The sequence below is a fragment of the Bacillus cytotoxicus NVH 391-98 genome (genome assembly GCF_000017425.1).
GTDB classification, from domain to species: Bacteria; Bacillota; Bacilli; order Bacillales; family Bacillaceae_G; genus Bacillus_A; species Bacillus_A cytotoxicus.
Map to the genome: position 1 here is coordinate 2,770,811 of NC_009674.1, position 16,709 is coordinate 2,787,519.

At 33.7% G+C, this 16,709-nt stretch carries 17 protein-coding genes and 1 pseudogene; 7 read left to right on the plus strand and 11 right to left on the minus strand.

Features of this window, described 5'->3' with window-relative positions; genetic code table 11:
- Positions 1-10: 10 nt before the first annotated feature.
- Positions 11-529, minus strand: a complete 519-nt coding sequence (locus tag BCER98_RS13595) for a ribonuclease H-like YkuK family protein (protein ID WP_012095144.1) — start codon at positions 527-529, stop codon at positions 11-13.
- Positions 530-703: 174 nt separating this feature from the next.
- Between BCER98_RS13595 and BCER98_RS23740 the strand changes: the two are divergent.
- Positions 704-859, plus strand: a pseudogene (locus BCER98_RS23740) (DUF6572 domain-containing protein); the annotation flags it as partial.
- Positions 860-1,619: 760 nt separating this feature from the next.
- Here BCER98_RS23740 and BCER98_RS13600 read toward each other — a convergent pair.
- Entirely contained in the window at positions 1,620-1,856 is a 237-nt protein-coding gene (locus BCER98_RS13600; protein ID WP_000055151.1) for a YkuJ family protein, read from the minus strand.
- A gap of 233 nt (positions 1,857-2,089) precedes the next feature.
- On the opposite strand from BCER98_RS13600, the gene BCER98_RS13605 reads away from it, so the two are divergent.
- On the plus strand, positions 2,090-2,332 hold the full coding sequence (locus BCER98_RS13605; protein ID WP_012095146.1) for a glutaredoxin family protein: 243 nt from the start codon (positions 2,090-2,092) through the stop codon (positions 2,330-2,332).
- Between the two features lie 10 nt (positions 2,333-2,342).
- Here the strand turns inward: BCER98_RS13605 and BCER98_RS13610 are convergent, their stop codons facing one another.
- From BCER98_RS13610 to fadH, 3 genes are all read right to left on the minus strand, one after another.
- Positions 2,343-2,843, minus strand: coding sequence for a DUF3993 domain-containing protein (locus BCER98_RS13610; protein ID WP_012095147.1), 501 nt, complete (start codon positions 2,841-2,843; stop codon positions 2,343-2,345).
- A 181-nt stretch (positions 2,844-3,024) separates the two neighbouring features.
- The gene (locus tag BCER98_RS13615) at positions 3,025-4,242 is read right to left on the minus strand and encodes an EAL domain-containing protein (RefSeq protein WP_012095148.1); all 1,218 of its coding nucleotides are present in this window, start codon (positions 4,240-4,242) and stop codon (positions 3,025-3,027) included.
- Between the two features lie 255 nt (positions 4,243-4,497).
- Entirely contained in the window at positions 4,498-5,262 is a 765-nt protein-coding gene (fadH, locus tag BCER98_RS13620; RefSeq protein WP_012095149.1) for a 2,4-dienoyl-CoA reductase, read from the minus strand.
- 186 nt (positions 5,263-5,448) lie between these two features.
- On the opposite strand from fadH, the gene BCER98_RS13625 reads away from it, so the two are divergent.
- Together BCER98_RS13625 and BCER98_RS13630 are read left to right on the plus strand one after the other, a co-directional pair.
- Positions 5,449-6,312 carry a metallophosphoesterase gene (locus tag BCER98_RS13625; protein WP_012095150.1) on the plus strand — a complete coding sequence of 288 codons (864 nt, stop codon included), beginning with the start codon at positions 5,449-5,451 and terminating at the stop codon, positions 6,310-6,312.
- Positions 6,313-6,409: 97 nt separating this feature from the next.
- Entirely contained in the window at positions 6,410-6,628 is a 219-nt protein-coding gene (locus BCER98_RS13630) for a hypothetical protein (RefSeq protein ID WP_012095151.1), read from the plus strand.
- A 194-nt stretch (positions 6,629-6,822) separates the two neighbouring features.
- On the opposite strand, the gene BCER98_RS13635 is transcribed toward BCER98_RS13630, so the two are convergent.
- Positions 6,823-8,931, minus strand: a complete 2,109-nt coding sequence (locus tag BCER98_RS13635) for an RNA degradosome polyphosphate kinase (RefSeq protein WP_012095152.1) — start codon at positions 8,929-8,931, stop codon at positions 6,823-6,825.
- 108 nt (positions 8,932-9,039) lie between these two features.
- Positions 9,040-10,578: a Ppx/GppA family phosphatase gene (locus BCER98_RS13640; protein WP_012095153.1), complete on the minus strand. Its 1,539-nt coding sequence runs from the start codon at positions 10,576-10,578 to the stop codon at positions 9,040-9,042.
- A 181-nt stretch (positions 10,579-10,759) separates the two neighbouring features.
- Here BCER98_RS13640 and BCER98_RS13645 point away from each other — a divergent pair, with 181 nt between their 5' ends.
- On the plus strand, positions 10,760-11,218 hold the full coding sequence (locus BCER98_RS13645; protein ID WP_012095154.1) for a YkyB family protein: 459 nt from the start codon (positions 10,760-10,762) through the stop codon (positions 11,216-11,218).
- A 22-nt stretch (positions 11,219-11,240) separates the two neighbouring features.
- Here BCER98_RS13645 and BCER98_RS13650 read toward each other — a convergent pair whose 3' ends face one another.
- The 3 genes from BCER98_RS13650 to BCER98_RS13660 form a co-directional block, all read right to left on the minus strand.
- Positions 11,241-11,897 carry a YkyA family protein gene (locus tag BCER98_RS13650; protein WP_012095155.1) on the minus strand — a complete coding sequence of 219 codons (657 nt, stop codon included), beginning with the start codon at positions 11,895-11,897 and terminating at the stop codon, positions 11,241-11,243.
- 16 nt (positions 11,898-11,913) lie between these two features.
- Positions 11,914-12,738, minus strand: a complete 825-nt coding sequence (locus BCER98_RS13655; RefSeq protein WP_012095156.1) for a peptidoglycan-N-acetylglucosamine deacetylase — start codon at positions 12,736-12,738, stop codon at positions 11,914-11,916.
- Between the two features lie 396 nt (positions 12,739-13,134).
- On the minus strand, positions 13,135-13,791 hold the full coding sequence (locus BCER98_RS13660; protein ID WP_012095157.1) for a GGDEF domain-containing protein: 657 nt from the start codon (positions 13,789-13,791) through the stop codon (positions 13,135-13,137).
- Positions 13,792-13,953: 162 nt separating this feature from the next.
- Between BCER98_RS13660 and BCER98_RS13665 the strand changes: the two genes are divergently transcribed.
- Positions 13,954-14,187: a phage holin gene (locus tag BCER98_RS13665; protein WP_012095158.1), complete on the plus strand. Its 234-nt coding sequence runs from the start codon at positions 13,954-13,956 to the stop codon at positions 14,185-14,187.
- A gap of 29 nt (positions 14,188-14,216) precedes the next feature.
- Here the strand turns inward: BCER98_RS13665 and BCER98_RS13670 are convergent, their stop codons facing one another.
- Positions 14,217-14,732 (minus strand): hypothetical protein, encoded by a 516-nt coding sequence (locus BCER98_RS13670; protein ID WP_012095159.1) that lies wholly within the window; start codon positions 14,730-14,732, stop codon positions 14,217-14,219.
- Between the two features lie 434 nt (positions 14,733-15,166).
- On the opposite strand from BCER98_RS13670, the gene BCER98_RS13675 reads away from it, so the two are divergent.
- Positions 15,167-16,702, plus strand: coding sequence for an MDR family MFS transporter (locus BCER98_RS13675; protein ID WP_012095160.1), 1,536 nt, complete (start codon positions 15,167-15,169; stop codon positions 16,700-16,702).
- The last annotated feature ends 7 nt before the right edge of the window (positions 16,703-16,709 follow it).

The following is a 16,709-nucleotide window of genomic DNA, read 5'->3' on the forward strand; positions in this document are numbered from 1 at the left end:
AAAATCATTTTTATTTTGTATATCGATTTGCATAACTAAAGGCCGCATAAGAATCTGGTTTGATTTTAGCAGTCAATCCCATCTCTCTTATTTTTCTTGTCATATCAGAAATAAATTCTTTCGTTAACCCATCATTTCCTATATCCAAGTGAATTTCCATTACAAAACCAGCACCTTCATGAGCATAAGGATGCAATAAATCCCAGATTTTCTGCATCCGTTCCGCTGTAAATAAACATGCAATCTCTTGGCTTAGCTGTGTCTCTAAATATATTTTTTCGCGTAATGTTGGTAATTTTTGATGTATAGCTTTATAGTGCAAGCATCCCCATGCTCCCTTACCAACACGATGAATATGTATCGCTGTCACAAAACGAGTTTCCTTTTGATGTGCTTGTGAATCAGTTCCAATTGATAACCGGTATAAATTCCTCGGATCTCTTTTAATAAAATGACAAATACGAGTAAACACTGTTTCAAAGTCCATGTATCTTTCGGATACATTATAAAATTTATGCTCCCCGTCCATATAGTCACGCCCCCCAATTAGACAGACTTTTTCGTCATTTTATTATATGGGACAAAAATAAAAAATATAACGCTTCTATCCGTACTCGTCTCAATATTTCTTCTAATGCATTGACACGATGAACATGTGTATCTTATAGTCGCCGACGAAGAGGATTGAACGGACGAAGAAGAACGCGTCTCGTTATTAATAGAGAATATTTATGCTTACTTAGGATTTATTGAAAGTAGAGCGATATATGAAATGTATCCTGACGCTAAGGGACGACAATTTGTTATTAGCGTACACGGAAAATATCGTTGTACTGAACACGGTGAAAATTTTTTTTGAAAAGACCAAGGAAATAGTTACGAAATCTAGATGCAGTTTCCAATATATACACAGGCCCCATGAAGAAGGGGAAAATGTAGCGGAATAAAACACAAAGAAAAACACCTTATCATAAGGATTAGCGTTCTTCTTTTACTGTAAATGTATTTAAATTTCTTTTGCTACAATTCCTCCACCGTTTTCATACGCATTAGAATGCGAACCCCCATCGCCTCGATTCATTACTTGTGGAGTAAACATATTTAAACTAACTGTTAAAATACACGCAATTGCTAATCCTGCTATGATTGTACTAATATTGGAATCTATTTCTTCTTTTCATGATTTTGATTGAATAAAATCTTGTTTTGACATTAATTATACTAACTATCTAATGAGTATTTAATTTGTTCTTTAGTCACTATATACAAGCTCATAATAATCCATCTTTTTTTCTAAACATTAACATAATTCTATATATCACCTATCTTTCTCCTTTTAAAACTATTTGAAAAACAATTATCAGAATATTTTCTTGGGAGTAAAAACAAAAAAACAGCCTTCCGTTGGCCACAACCATCAACTTAAGAAAATGAATAAATGGATTAGATTCTAATGGCTTCCTAAAAGAAATGCCATATGAAGTTCTGTTTGAGTATGCCCAAAATACAGGAGTGTATTCAAAGGTTGTAAAAAAAAAGTGCCTCCGATGCTTTTAGCATCGGAGGCACTTCTCTAAAGTTGATGGCTATGCCCCTTGGCGATACCTTTTTTATATGTATCAAGAAATGATATCGTAAATCTCAATCGCAACCATATCAATGTTATCAAATTGATATACTTGTGGTTTTTCACCTTGTTGATACACTTCTAGCTCATACATTTCACTTTTATCAAAAAATTTCACGCTACATTTGCGTTCACCGTTCACTTCGAAATAGCGTTGTGCTACTTCACCGCTTTCAGCTTGTTCTTGTAGACTAACAAGTCGAGTTAAAATTCCTTGGAGTAGAGACATGAAATCTCTCCTTTCTCTAATCTTCCTATCAATTATGTTTTACAGCTATATTCATTCTATCCGTCATAACAGAAAAAATGTCCCACACTCTAGGATAAAGGTTATTAGCAAGAAACTCAACTAAAATTTGTCGAAATAAGAGGTAAAAAGCAGAAAGAATATCTTTTGTCTTCTTTGTTGCGGTTTTTTAAACTGGAGAATATAATAAAAAACAGAAAATAGGAGGAATCATTATGAAAAAAGTCGAGGTCTATACTCAAACTGATTGCCCACCATGCGCAATTGTAAAAGAATTTTTAAAACATAATAACATAACATTTGAAGAATTTAACATAAAAAAGGATGCAGCTGCTCGTGATCGTTTATTATATGATTACGATTCCTACTCAACACCTACTGTTGTTGTCGATGGAGAAGTAGTCGCTGGCTTTCAAATTGAGAAATTACAACAGTTATTAAACATAGAACAGGAATAGGCAACATGCACTATTCCTGTTCTTTTAACTCTTGTGATTTTGTTATTTCTGTCAAAAGTTCCTGACTTTCATGGTAGCCAGCTAACTTCCATCTTCCATCATCCTTTTGTAACGTAACAATTTGATATTGCTTATTTTTTCCGCGCTCATATACATATAAAAGACGGTACTCTTCATTATAAGCTAGTTTTGTTTGAGAAGAAAAACTAAACGGAGCTTCTTTTGTAGGAAGTAAATATTCACCACTTTGTTTGTCATGATTACTATTTTCATCCGTAAATACTTGTAAGAAGTTATTTGTAAAATATGGTGACAGTACTTCATACATTTTTTCCATTGATAAATGTTTTCCACGAATCGAAAATTGTGCTTCATATCCTTTTTGAATTGTTGTAAATATTTCTTTTTGATTTACTTTTACTTCTTCTTTCCCAAGAACCGTTGTAACACTATACCCAACTAGAAAGGCAACACACAAAAATAGAACAAACCATATTCCATATTTCCTCATTCTCTCACCTTCCTTTACAAGAGCTTGTCTCTGTAGTATTCATTGTAACAATGATTATGCAAAGAAAGTGATGATTTCGTTCGTAAAATCTTTACAATGATAGACAGCATTTTCATCACCATTTTCACTATTACCAATTTATGATAAAAACAAACAAAAAATGCACGAATTGCTTCGTGCATTAAAATAAAACATCTTCTTCATATAAAAATTCATACGATAAATCAATAAATAAGAAATGTTCGTCGTCAATCGGAAAGGAAAATGTTCGCACCATTTCTCCTGTTTCAATATCTGCATATAAATCGGAAAGTCTCGCTTTATTCTCAAATCGCATTTTCATTATATTTTCTAAAAAGTATGGGCGCCAACTCCAATTTTTCATATAATATTCAGGCATAACAATCCATTCCTCATCTTTTTTCATAACGTTTCCTGATTGCTGAAAACCATCTTCATTGCAGATAAAGATCCGGAAGCTAAAATGCGATACATGTTGACTAAAATGTAATAGCCACTCATTCACATTTCCATTCTTTTTTTGCTTTAATAAAATATTTCCAACTTGCTCACGCAATGTTTCGGTGAGCTGATAAATCTTTTGTAACTTCTTCTTTTCCTGTTGAATAAATTGATGACACTCATTACCAAGACGTTCTTTCAAAATAGTTGCTTCAATAAAATCTGGCAAACACTCTTTCAAATAATCGCCTTGATAATATCTTCCTCCATTTTTCCATGCATATTGCAGTTGGTAAAACGCATCAATTTCTTCATATAATAAAGTTGCACCAATTCTTCTTGCAAGTAGGGATAGAGAGTACAAAATATCTTGGTATGATTGTAAAAGGGCTGTTTGTCTTAAATTTGTTAAATCTATTTTTAAAATATCAGGTGCTAACACACTAATTCGTTCCAAATTACTCATACCTGTCCCTACTTTATTGATTGCAATTCGAATGCCATATGTACGATAATACATTAACAAATGATTAAATTGTTCAATGTCTTCCTTACACTCATGCTCCGTTATTTCTAAAACAATATTACTTAAGTTTAATCCTTTTTTTTCGTACATCAATAAAAGCTGTAGTAAACTTTCTTCCTCATCATTCATTAGTACATTTACATTTCGGTGTATAAACAATAAAAAAGATTGATCTGTTTTTAAATATCGATTTAAAGCTTTTGCCACAATATTATTATCTACTTCAAGCTGAAACTCACTTGGAACAGAATCATCATGAAAGAAAGAAGACAGGCTTTGTATCCCTTCTTCTGTTTGGATACGTCCTACTACTTCATATCCAACTACTGTATGTTCATCAGCACTAAAAATAGCTTGATAATAAGGAAGGACTTTATCCAAATTACTCATTACATCTAATGCATCTATCAAACTGCTTCCCTCCCTTTACTTTTCAAAAAATTATAACACGGTATGTATAGAAAAATAATAAAAAATCCCTTCAGTTTTCCTGAAGGGATTAGAGGGGTAAAATGCTAAGGGGAATTAGCAATTCTACTATGAAGAAAAAAGAGGTCTTAAATATACCTCATATAAGCTCTTCTGTAAATACTTTTTCTGATATGTCACAAATTCGTCACATTTTACGATACATAGATCACGGTTCATATCTATGTCCCCATCCCTTTAAAACGGATACTGATGTAAATGTTGTCCACCATCCATTGTCATGCATGTTCCATTTATGTACGCTGCCTCATCAGAGCATAAATAAAACGCTAAGCTTGCGATTTCTTCCGGTGTTCCCAATCTTCCTAGTGGAACACTCTGCACGGTACGCTTTGCCATTTCTTCTGAAATCCATAATTTATCTGCACCACCTGTTCTTTCAATCGGGCCAGGAGCAATCGCATTAACGCGAATACCATATTTACGCCCCCATTCTACAGCTAACGTTTTTGTCATTGCTAGCACTCCAGCTTTCGCTGCCGCAGAATGAATTACACCAGGGCCAGCATCCCATGCATATGTAGCTACCATGTTAATGATATTTCCTTTTATCCCTTTTTCAATCCAATACTTTCCTACTGCTTGACTACAATAAAACGTTCCATTCAATACAATATTAATCACAGCATTCCATCCATTAATAGATAAATCTTCTGCCGGACAAATAAAATTACCTGCCGCATTATTAATCAAAACATCGATACGTCCAAATTCCTTATCAATGGATTCAATCATACGCTGAATATCCTCCGTGTTTCGAACATCCATTTGCACTGTTAAAACCTGTCCGTCAAATTGTTCAATTTCTTTTTTTGTTTCGTCCAGCTTTTCTTTCGTACGCCCTGTAATAACAACTCTTGTGCCTTCCTTCGCAAATTTAGTTGCCATTCCTTTCCCCATTCCACTTGAACCACCTGTTATCACGACTACTTTACGTTCCAACCCTATCCCCTCCTCCAAAAATGAATACAAATTCATTTTACCATTTTATCGGATAGAATTCTTTATATTTTTATTTTTTTCTGATATCTTTATGTACAAGAACTTACTAGAAAGGATAATGAGGTGACCAATTATGAATTTTATTCATATTCCTTATTTCAAAACATGAAACCTATCCGTGATTCTATGAAACAAATGACAAGAAGACATTTTATGAAAACGGGAATACGCACTTGCCTTTATACTTGTATTACAGCTAGTATTGGCTATTACTATGCAAAATATATAGAACCCAATTTTCTATCTTTTACACACTATACACTTCAATCTCCCCTTATCCCTAACAGCTTTCATGGTATGAAGATTATACAGTTTAGCGACCTACATTTAGGTTATTATTTCTCTCTTCAACGTTTATCCAGCATTGTTTCTAAAATAAATGATGCTACACCCGATATCGTCCTGTTTACCGGTGATTTAATAGATAATTATCAAACATATGGCGAAACGCCTTTCGTCTCTGCTATTTTACGTAATATTAGAGCACCATTTGGAAAATTTGCAATCTATGGAAATCACGATCACGGCGGTTATGGCACGGAGTACTATCAGCAAATTATGAATGAATCTGGCTTTGAACTGCTTCAAAACAAAGAAAAGAGAATTCGATTATTCGATGGTACCGAAATCTCTATTGTTGGAATTGATGACATGCTCCTTGGAAAACCAAAAATTGAAGAAACTTTACAACATATCAAACATAATATTTATACAATTGTTCTTGTTCATGAACCCGATATAGCATCAAAAGTCGCCAAATTCCCAGTAAATGTCCAACTTTCTGGACATAGTCATGGCGGCCAAGTTCAAATTCCGTTTCTAGGAGCCGTTGTTACTTCAACACTTGCCAAACAATATATTGAAGGGTTTTACCATATCGATGACTTAGTTCTCTATGTGAACCGTGGTCTTGGCAGAACTAGAATTCCCTTTCGATTTATGGCTCGCCCTGAAATCACCCTTTTCACATTACAGCATACGGAAAGGTAACGCCCTTACGCCTATTTTCATATATCCTTTCTTGTACTCGCTCATCCACGTTTTTCTCCCATATGATAACAATGAGTCCAATAAAGGAGGTTGTTACATGTATTCCTACTATCAGCCCATACCAGTTCGTTCAGCACCTGTTGGTCCAGCAGGCGACTCACGCTTTCTACCGTTTTTTGGTGTTCCGTTTTTAGCTGGAATTGCTGGTGGATTACTTGGCGGGGCATTGGCCTTTGGGCCTCGGCCATTCTATCCACCTTATCCACCAGCACCATATCCTTGTTACGGAGCTTCTTGTCAACCGTACTATTATTAATAACCATCTCCCGTTCATTTCTAAACATAACCGTATTTATGAATGAACCATGCAAGTTTAACAAACTATTTTCTCCATCCACATTTTTAACTAACGATATGGAAAGGAGAAAATAAAAAAGGGTACCTTAAAAGTTATAGGATACCCTTTTTTCAGTACTATATATGTACAACGACGAACTTATATATGATATTTTATTCCGCATCCATCTCTTGATAAGCTAACTTAAATAATTTCACTTGACTATCAATTTTTTCAGCTTTGTTATTTATTACGTAATAATATTCACCGTCTTTATTTTGTTCACGAGTTTTCACATTATCAGCTAAAATAAGCTGCAAAATTGCCTTTATTCTAGCTTTCATTTCAAACTCTAGTATTGGAAAAGATATTTCAATTCTTTTTTCCATATTCCGTGTCATCCAGTCCGCTGAAGATAAGTAAACTTTTTCATGACCATTATGATGGAAATAATAAATGCGACTATGCTCCAAGTAACGTCCAACAACACTAATTACACGAATATTTTCACTTACTCCTTGAATACCTGGACGCAAACAGCATATTCCTCTAACAATGAGTTCGACCTGAACCCCAGCTTGTGATGCTTCATATAACTTTTTAATTAGGGGTTTATCTGTTAAAGAATTCATCTTTGCAATAATACGTCCATTCCCATAGTGTTTATGGTAACGAATTTCTTCATCTATCAAGTCCATAAATTGTTTACGAATATCAAAAGGTGCTACTGAAATCTGATGAAAATGTGGTTTTGTTGTATAGCCACTTAAATAGTTAAAGAAATTTGTTGCATCTACTCCGAACTCTTTTCTAGATGTAATATAGCCAAAATCCGTATATAATTTCGCAGTAGCATCATTATAATTCCCAGTTCCTAAATGTACAAATCTTTCGATTTTTCCGTTTTTTCTCCGGACAACAAGGGTAATTTTACTATGTGTCTTCAAGTGACTCACACCATAAATGACATGACATCCCTCTTGTTCCAGTTCCTTTGCCCAATGCACATTATTTTCTTCATCAAATCGAGCTTTCAATTCAACTAATACCGTTACTTGTTTCCCTTTTTCAGCCGCTGTCTTCAATGCTTGAATAATGGGAGAATCTCCGCTTACACGATAAAGTGTTTGTTTTATCGCTAATACATTCGGATCATTTGCTGCGTCACGTATAAACTCAACAACAGGTTGAAACGATTCAAACGGATGATGCAATAAAATATCATGCTCCGCCACTTTCTCAAACACATTCTCTTCATCAGCTAAATCTCGTGGCGGTTGCGGAATCAGCGCTGGATATACAAGATGTTCATGTAAAGGCGCTAATTCTTTATAAAGTGAAAATAAACATGTTAAATCCAGTGGTCCATCTATCATGTACACATCTTCATCTTTTACCTCTAATACTTCATACAAAAGAGTTAACACTCTTTCATCAACATGATCTTCTCCAACTTCTAAGCGAACAGCCGCGCCCCATTTCCGTTTTTTCAGCTCTTTCTCAATTACTTTTAATAAATCTCGTGCCCCTTCTTCATGTATTGTTAAATCCGCATTTCGTGTAATACGAAAGCGTGTAACAGATGATACTTTATATCCTGTAAATAATTTATGAGTAAAACTACTAATAACATCCTCTAACAAAATAAATTTCTGCTTCTGGCCTTCACTTGGTAAAAAAATAAAACGTTCCAGCAATGATGGCACTTGTACAATGCCAAGTTTCGTCCGATTTTCCTCTTCGACTTGCTTTTCATCATAAAGAATAGTAGCTAAGTTTAAGCTTTTATTTAAAAGCATCGGAAACGGACGGTACGCATCAATCGCTACAGGTGTTAGAACAGGAAAAATTTGTTCGTCAAAATATTCTTCAATAAACGCACGTTGTTCCTTTGTTAAATCTTGAAATTTCAAAGGTTCAATTCCCTCTTCTTTAAGTGCAGGTAATATGACATTTTTAAATGTATCATACTGAACTTCCATTAATTCATGAGCCTTCATAGCAATCTTGTTAAGCTGTTGCTTCGGCGTTAATCCCGCTTTATTTTCCGGTTGATTAAACCCAGCCTTTACTTGATCTTTTAATCCGGCAACACGCACCATAAAAAATTCATCTAAATTTGAACTAAAAATACTGATAAACTTCAATCTTTCTAAAAGTGGATTCCCCTCATCTTTTGCCTCTTCTAATACACGCTCATTAAAAGCTAACCAGCTTAACTCTCTATTATTGTAATAAGCAGTATCATTTAAATTTACTCTATTCCCCTTCAATAATTCCATTCTATTCACACTTCCCCTTGAAACTTTTTCAATATAATTTATGTACATTTATTGTACCAAATTTCAATTTGTTAAAGTGTAAAATTTTTGTAAAGACATCCGTACTTCTTAACATTCCTTTGTAAATATCAACTGAATGTTCATTTTTAATATTTTTTCTAACTGCTTTTTTTGTTTCTCTGCTTCCACTATTTCCGCTAAAACAGCTTGCTTACAAAAGACTTGAAATACAAGTGCATCTTTATTTCGTTCTATGTGTATGTTTTCGATAAGCTGGCTCTGCCTTACATTTAAAGCAGCTGAAAATTGCAATACCGCTCCTAAAAGGCGCATTTTTTTCTGTTCATTTTTGTCAAACCAATCTTCAAATGGTGCTAAATGTTGCTTAAATAACACCTTCGACTTATATGAAGCAATAAGCGCTAATCTAATTCGTTCTTTATGCATCATACCGTCAATCGTTTTATTCGCTAACAAATAAAATGTATGCAAACAGCTTGCTTCTTCATCAATATATTTCCCAATATTAAATACTTTAGCTGCTTGATAAAACGCTTTCCAATCTTGTTCTGATAAAGAAATAAGTCCAGCTTGCTCAAGCTGCTTACAAATAACCGCTCCTTGTTTCATAAGCTGAATAACAAAACCCATATTTATTTCATATTCATGTGACAATAAATATAAGCTTTCTTCTATCACATTTGGATAATAAAAAATTCCAAATCCCCTTGTTAATTCTTCATAAAATACACCTTCTCGCAAACCTTTCCTACTTAATACAAATGCTGGTGCTTCAATTATATTTGTGAGAATATGAAAGACTTCAACCGCTGGAATGATTGTATCTGCTCTGTCTTTTGCTAATCCATCTAACTTTTGTAAATCAGCAAAAGAAAGCTTCATCAACTCTTCTTGTACATCCTTTATATCCTTTTCTTTCATCTTGTATAGATGTAGGCCTGCTAAAGGATAGGAAATTAAGTTTTGATGAATTTTGACCAAATTTCTAGCACTACCACCAATCGCAATAAGGGGTAGTTTTTTTCCTCTTAACCACGGCAATGTTTGAAATTGATCATATAGATAGTTTCTCAATTTCTTCAATTCTTCTGTAGTTGGTATCTCATGCTGAATAAATTGTTGTTTCAAAGAAAGAGCTCCAAATGAAAAACTATAATATTCTACAATTTCTCTATCTTTAAAATATGTAACTTCTGTACTTCCTCCGCCAATATCAACAGTAATCCCTTCACAAAATGAAGTGGAGTTCATGACTGCTAAATACCCATAACGAGCTTCTTCATATTCAGACAAAATCCGAAGTGTAAAGTCTGTTTCTCTCGCAACAACCCTTTTTATTTCCTCTTGATTTTTAGCTTGACGAATAGTCGCTGTAGCAACACAAAGTACATTTTGTATATGATAGAACCTTGTACTTTCTTGAAATTGGCGCAATGTTTGAAGTAATATTTTTGTGCCTTCTTCTATCAATAGACCGCCTCGCAAATAATTTCTTAGACGAGCAACAACTTTTATATTTTCAATCTCCTTATAAAAGCCACCATTTTGCCTTTCATAAATTACCAACCTCATCGTATTCGAACCGATATCGATAATGGCATATTGCTGTTTCAATATATCTTTCATTTTTTTCACTCTTTCATAATCAAATTTCTAAAACCCCTTCCTATCACTATTATACAAAATAGTTGTTTTTTGGAACAAGATTGCTTTAATATTAAGCATATACACAATCATTTTTTGTATATAATAATGACTTATTCTATTTATGCTATAATAGTGAAAAACTAGAAAGGAGATCCATACAATGAAACAATCCCACCCTCAATCTCATTCACCAAAACAATATTCTGTTAATCAATTAGCTCAATCTATTTTTGTTGTAAATCGTCATGCAAAGGCAGCTACAAATCCTAAATATTTATATTGGTTAAAAAAAGTTGCTTTAGAGCGACTAATTGCTGAAAAAAAGGCGATTAAAGAAGGTCTACATTTTTCTCGAAATCCACGCTTCAGTCAACAACAGTCTGACGTCTTGATCCGTCTAGGTGATTACTTTTTCCATATCCCTCCCACAAAAGATGATTTTCGTACTCTCCCACATCTTGGTGCTCTTGAATCTTCCTATCGTAATCCCAAAACTACCCTTTCTTTAACAACAGCAAAGAAGACTCTTCAAAATTTCATCGGTCCTGAAGCCTTAACACAAGAAAAAAAATTGAGCGAAGCTATTCCGTGGTATCGACGTACGTACACAAAAAAATAAGGTTTGGCCATATGGCCAAACCTTATTTTTCTTCTTTAATTTTAATTTTTGCCTCTTTATAGAAAGTGACTTTTTCTTTATTATATGATTTCGTATATTCATTAAACTTATCTTTTTCAGTATCGATATCTTTATAAGATTGATTTACTGTTTTCACTTTATCACTAATCGCTTTTAATTTTACATTTTTATCTTGTAACATTGTATATAATTCTTTTTCTAATTTTAATGATTTCATGTAGCTGTCATACATCTTTTTAAATGATTCATGTCGTTTTTCATATGTACGATTCACTTTATCCGCTTTTTCTTTTAACTTACTATCCTCAATTTTTTTTACATATTTATCAACTGACTTCATCTCTTCTTGCGCTTTCTTTAACGCTTCTTTTTCTTTATTAATGATTTTTCCACGCTCTTCTGTATTTTTAATAGCTTGGGTAAGCTTTTCTTTCACAGCTTGATTATTGTCCTTTCCTTCTTGCACAATTTGTGTGTATAATGCTTGTCCTTCTTTTTCCATAGCTTCTAATTTTTTCGCGTCTTCAAACATCGTTTTTTCTTGCTTTGCAGCATTTTCAAATGCTACATATAGTTCTTCCTCTGGTTTTGGGCCAAAACACCCTGCTAATAAAATCGTAGATAATGCCGTTACAATTGCTATTTTATTATACTTCAACGTATTTTCCTCCTACTTAAATGCGATTATCATGCCAAAAATTTAATGGGAAATGAGCTGATTCCTCATATGTTTCAAACTCATATCCTTTTTTACGAAGATCATTAATAATTGTTTGTAAAGCTTGTACAGTTTGTTTCTTCTCGTGCATTAAAATCACTTCTCGGTCTTGATTAGCTCCTGAGATTACATTTTGCACTACACCATTTGGATTTCCTGGTAATTTCCAATCCAAAGAATCAATCGTCCAATCCCATTCCTTCATACCTGCGACTACCATTTGATCACGTAACCTTTGATTTAATCCTGGCATACTACCATATGGACAACGAACAAGTTTTGGATGAATCCCGGTAATATCTTTCACCATATTTTGTGCTTGTTTCATCTCTTCTACAAATTGCCCTTGTTTATACAATTTCGCATAATTATGTGTCATGCTATGAACACCGGGATAATGTCCTTCCTTTACTAAACGTTTCACACTCTCACTATGAGATGAAATATTACTACCAATCATGAAAAAGGTCGCTTTTATTTCATTTTTCTTTAAAATATCTAAAATTTCTTTTTGAAATTCACTCGGTCCATCATCAAATGTTAGATAAGCGACTTTACGTACTTGTCCATTAAATTTCACCGGTGCTTGCTTAGCTAATTCAACTTTAGACTGTTCACTAGCCATTTGAACGATGTTCACTTGATTTGCTACAGCCTTCGCAGGCGATGTAAAGGAGTGAAACAAGAAAAATCCTGCTGCGAGAGTACTCATTGCGAGAGCAATTATTACCAGTCGCCTGACGAAAGGCGCTCGCTGGCTCTGACTCCTTACGTCTATCATTGTACCATTTCCTTTCTCCCTTTCTTTCTACCAATCTACTTGTTCATTTTACACATTGTAAAGGTCGACTTGCAACAACTTACAATTTTTCTTTTCTTTCCCTTAAAAGGAAAAGTGTAGAGTTTTCCCCTCTCTACACTTTCAATTAAAAAACAATGTGCAAAATAGCTTGATACATCCATCACAATTATATGCTGATTGCATGTATTTTTAAAGGCTTTTGTTACAAAAAAGTCATTTTTTTGTAACAAAAGAGATGAAATTGTTACGAAACACCTTCTTATTATTTATCCTACTATTTTAGGGCAGTAAGACTCCCACCTTAAGATTCAGAGAGAAGCAAAGAGTATAGGTGAGAGCTCATAATCAGTGGGGGGATGAAGAAAACCCCACTGATTAAAGTTTCACTTTATGATTTTTTAAGTCCCTATTTTTATATAGATTCGCTTTTGCCTTATTTAATAATTCTTCTATTGTTCTTCCTTCTATCGGATAACTAGCAGCTCCAAATAAAAATGTAATATTCACCATATCATTTTCTAATTCTTTCGTTATATTATTTAAAAATCGATTGATTATACTAGAATTTTCATATCCATTATCAACCGCTATAATTACATATTGATTTTCTTCCCAACATGCCACAACATCACTTTTTCGAACTGTATTTACAAGTATATTTTCTACTTTTTTTACTAACTGATTTATTTTTTTCTCTTGTAAATTGCTTATTAATTCGCTCCATTCATAAATGGAAATCATGTATACAGTAACTTTGTGGGTATTCCTTTCTGACAAGGCGGCCATTTTCCCAAAAAAATCTATCATAAATTCATTGCTTTTTATTCCTAACCGTTCATGGATCTCCCCTTGCTTTTTATCATAGCGATACCCAAAATAATAACTGAGTATCATTTGTATAATATAAATAATAAGTACAGTCCAAAAAGAACGAGCATCCATTTTGGCAATTACATCCTGCAAAGCAATCCACTCTGTAACTGCAACTGTATTTCCTAATAACAACCCACTAATTTTCCCTTTGTGCTTCATGTATAACCTCCTTTACTCATACTATATGTTTTTTATGATAATAATGTTTTTTTGCCTCAAAAAAATGTACAAATTCGCACCTTTTCTTTTTATAAGCTTGTATTCGTTTTTCATTCTATTTCATATATATAGTATATAAGCTTGATAAAAAGGAGGGATATCATGTTCAAAAAAGAAAATTTATCGGACATTATACGCTTTATTGCAGGATTTCTTTTATCTTTAAAACTACTATTTGAATCATTTGGATTAACCTTTATTACACATGATCAAATTGATGCTATTATAAATGTCGCGTCATTCTTATTCATTCTATATTTTGGATACAAAAACAACTATGTTGGTAAAAAGGGAATAGAACAGAAAGAATTACTAAAAAAACACAATCTTCACTAAAAAAAAAGGAACCAATGAAACGGTTCCTTTTATCGTTTTATTATACGCGCTTCTGTCGTTTGCAAAGGCCCGTAAGTTATTCCTGCAAACTGAAATGTATATGTAGCGCTTAATGACATCGTATCAGGAATATTAGGTCTTACTATTTTGATCTGACAAACTAACCGAGCTTTTTCGTTAGGAAGCAATTTTTCAATTCGCCATCTAACAAGTTGAAATAAAAATTCTCCTGTCCCTTTATTCATCTCTAATGTATTAGGTACATACAAAAAATGATCTCGAATCATGTGACTTACAATTATGTGAGAAATTTCCTCCTCTCCCTTATTTTCAATTTCAAGCTGCATATAGAGAATGCCATCTAAATCAGAAATAAATTGATATGAAAAATTCTCTTCTTCCATGCCACGAATTTGTAAAGTTGCTGTTACATTTGGAACAGCTGTACTCTCCTGTTCTCCTTTTCCCCCTCCTTCTATCCATAAAATAGGTTGCAGGGGCATAAGAAACATTTCTTGATTTGAAATACACTTCCATACTCTCATAACTCATTTCACCTCATTCTAGATCTATCAACTGTACATCTCTACTTCACACGTCCCAGCCCACTTACGTATTCTTCTCCAACTGCTTATCATTACATCCGTTCAATACATATCACCATTTTTCTCTCTTCTCTATTCTTATTCAACAATGAAAAGAAAAACCATTTTAAATAATAGAAAAGCATATGATTTCCTACTTCCTTATATCTTCAAATTTCAAATTCTTATTTATAGCGTGAAGATTTTGGTATAAGAAAAAAGTTTGCCTTTTAGTCAAATTTTACTATAATATGTTTTATGCTTTTTGCGAAATCCTCATGGTACAATTCAAACTGTATATAACAATATTCTTTATGAATTGTACTTCGATTTCTTAAACAAAATAGCTTTGAGAGATAAGACCATTTCATTTTCACACTAAAGGAGGGCTATATTTGGAAACACAGATAACACAAAGCAAAATAAGAAAAACAAAATTTGTTGTTACTGGATTGTTACTTGGTATTTTAATGGCAGCAATGGATAATACCATCGTTGCAACTGCCATGGCAACCATTGTAGGTGATTTAGGAGGATTTGATAAGTTTGTTTGGGTTACATCCGCTTATATGGTAGCTACAATGGCTGGAATGCCTATTTTCGGGAAATTGTCGGATATGTATGGACGCAAACGCTTTTATATCGGAGGACTATTAATCTTTTTACTCGGCTCTATTCTTTGTGGTACAGCATCAAGTATTGAACAATTAAGCGTTTATCGAGCAATTCAAGGAATTGGCGGCGGCGCTCTTATGCCAATTGCTTTTACCATTATGTACGATATCTTTCCACCTGAAAAACGTGGAAAAATGACTGGACTATTTGGTGCCGTTTTTGGGACATCAAGTGTTTTCGGTCCTTTATTAGGTGCCTATATCACTGATTATATAAGCTGGCACTGGGTTTTCTATATTAATATTCCATTGGGTATTATTTCTTTCTTCTTTATTTCGAATTATTATAAAGAATCATTACAACATAGAAAGCAAACAATTGATTGGGCTGGTGCAATCACACTTGTTATCAGTATCGTCTGTTTAATGTTCGCACTAGAACTTGGCGGTAAAGAATACGCATGGAATTCAAATGTAATCATCGGTTTATTTACAATATTCACTATTATGCTTATACTCTTCTTTTTTGTAGAGAAAAAGGCAACAGAACCTATCATCTCTTTCCATTTATTTAAAAAACGGTTATTTGCAGCAAGTCAAGGAGTTGCATTTTTCTATGGCGCAACTTTTATTATTTGTACCGTTTATATTCCTATCTTCGTACAAGGCGTTCTTGGTGGCTCTGCTTCCAACGCTGGGTTCATTTTAACCCCAATGATGATTGGTTCAGTAATTGGAAGCCAAACAGGCGGACAACTTGCTTCACGAATGAGCTATCGTAACATTATGATGATCTCAGGAGTATTTTTTATCGGCGGCATTTATTTACTTAGTACATTAACAATGGAAACATCGCGAACACTTGTAACAATCTTTATGATTCTTACTGGCTTAGGTGTTGGGTTCTCATTCTCAGTTTTAAGTATGTCTTCTATTCACGACCTAGGAATGAGAGAACGAGGAGCTGCCACATCTACAAATTCATTCTTCCGCTCTCTTGGAATGACTCTTGGTGTAACTATTTTCGGTACGATTCAAAATCATATTTTTACGAATCAATTAAAAGTCGTTTTCCCGCCTGAATTTGCAAAACTAGCCCCAAAAGGTGGAGATACAAGCTTTTTATTAACGCCGCATGCTACGGAAAAAATCCCACCTGAAGTACTTAGTTTAATTAAACAATCGCTTACAACATCGATTGCTGATACATTTCTTTGGGCACTTATTCCCGCTTCTTTAAGTATGATTTGTATTTTATTAATGGGTAAAGAACGGCTTTTCACAGGCGAAAAGAAGAAACAAAAACAAGTAAGTTAAGATACAA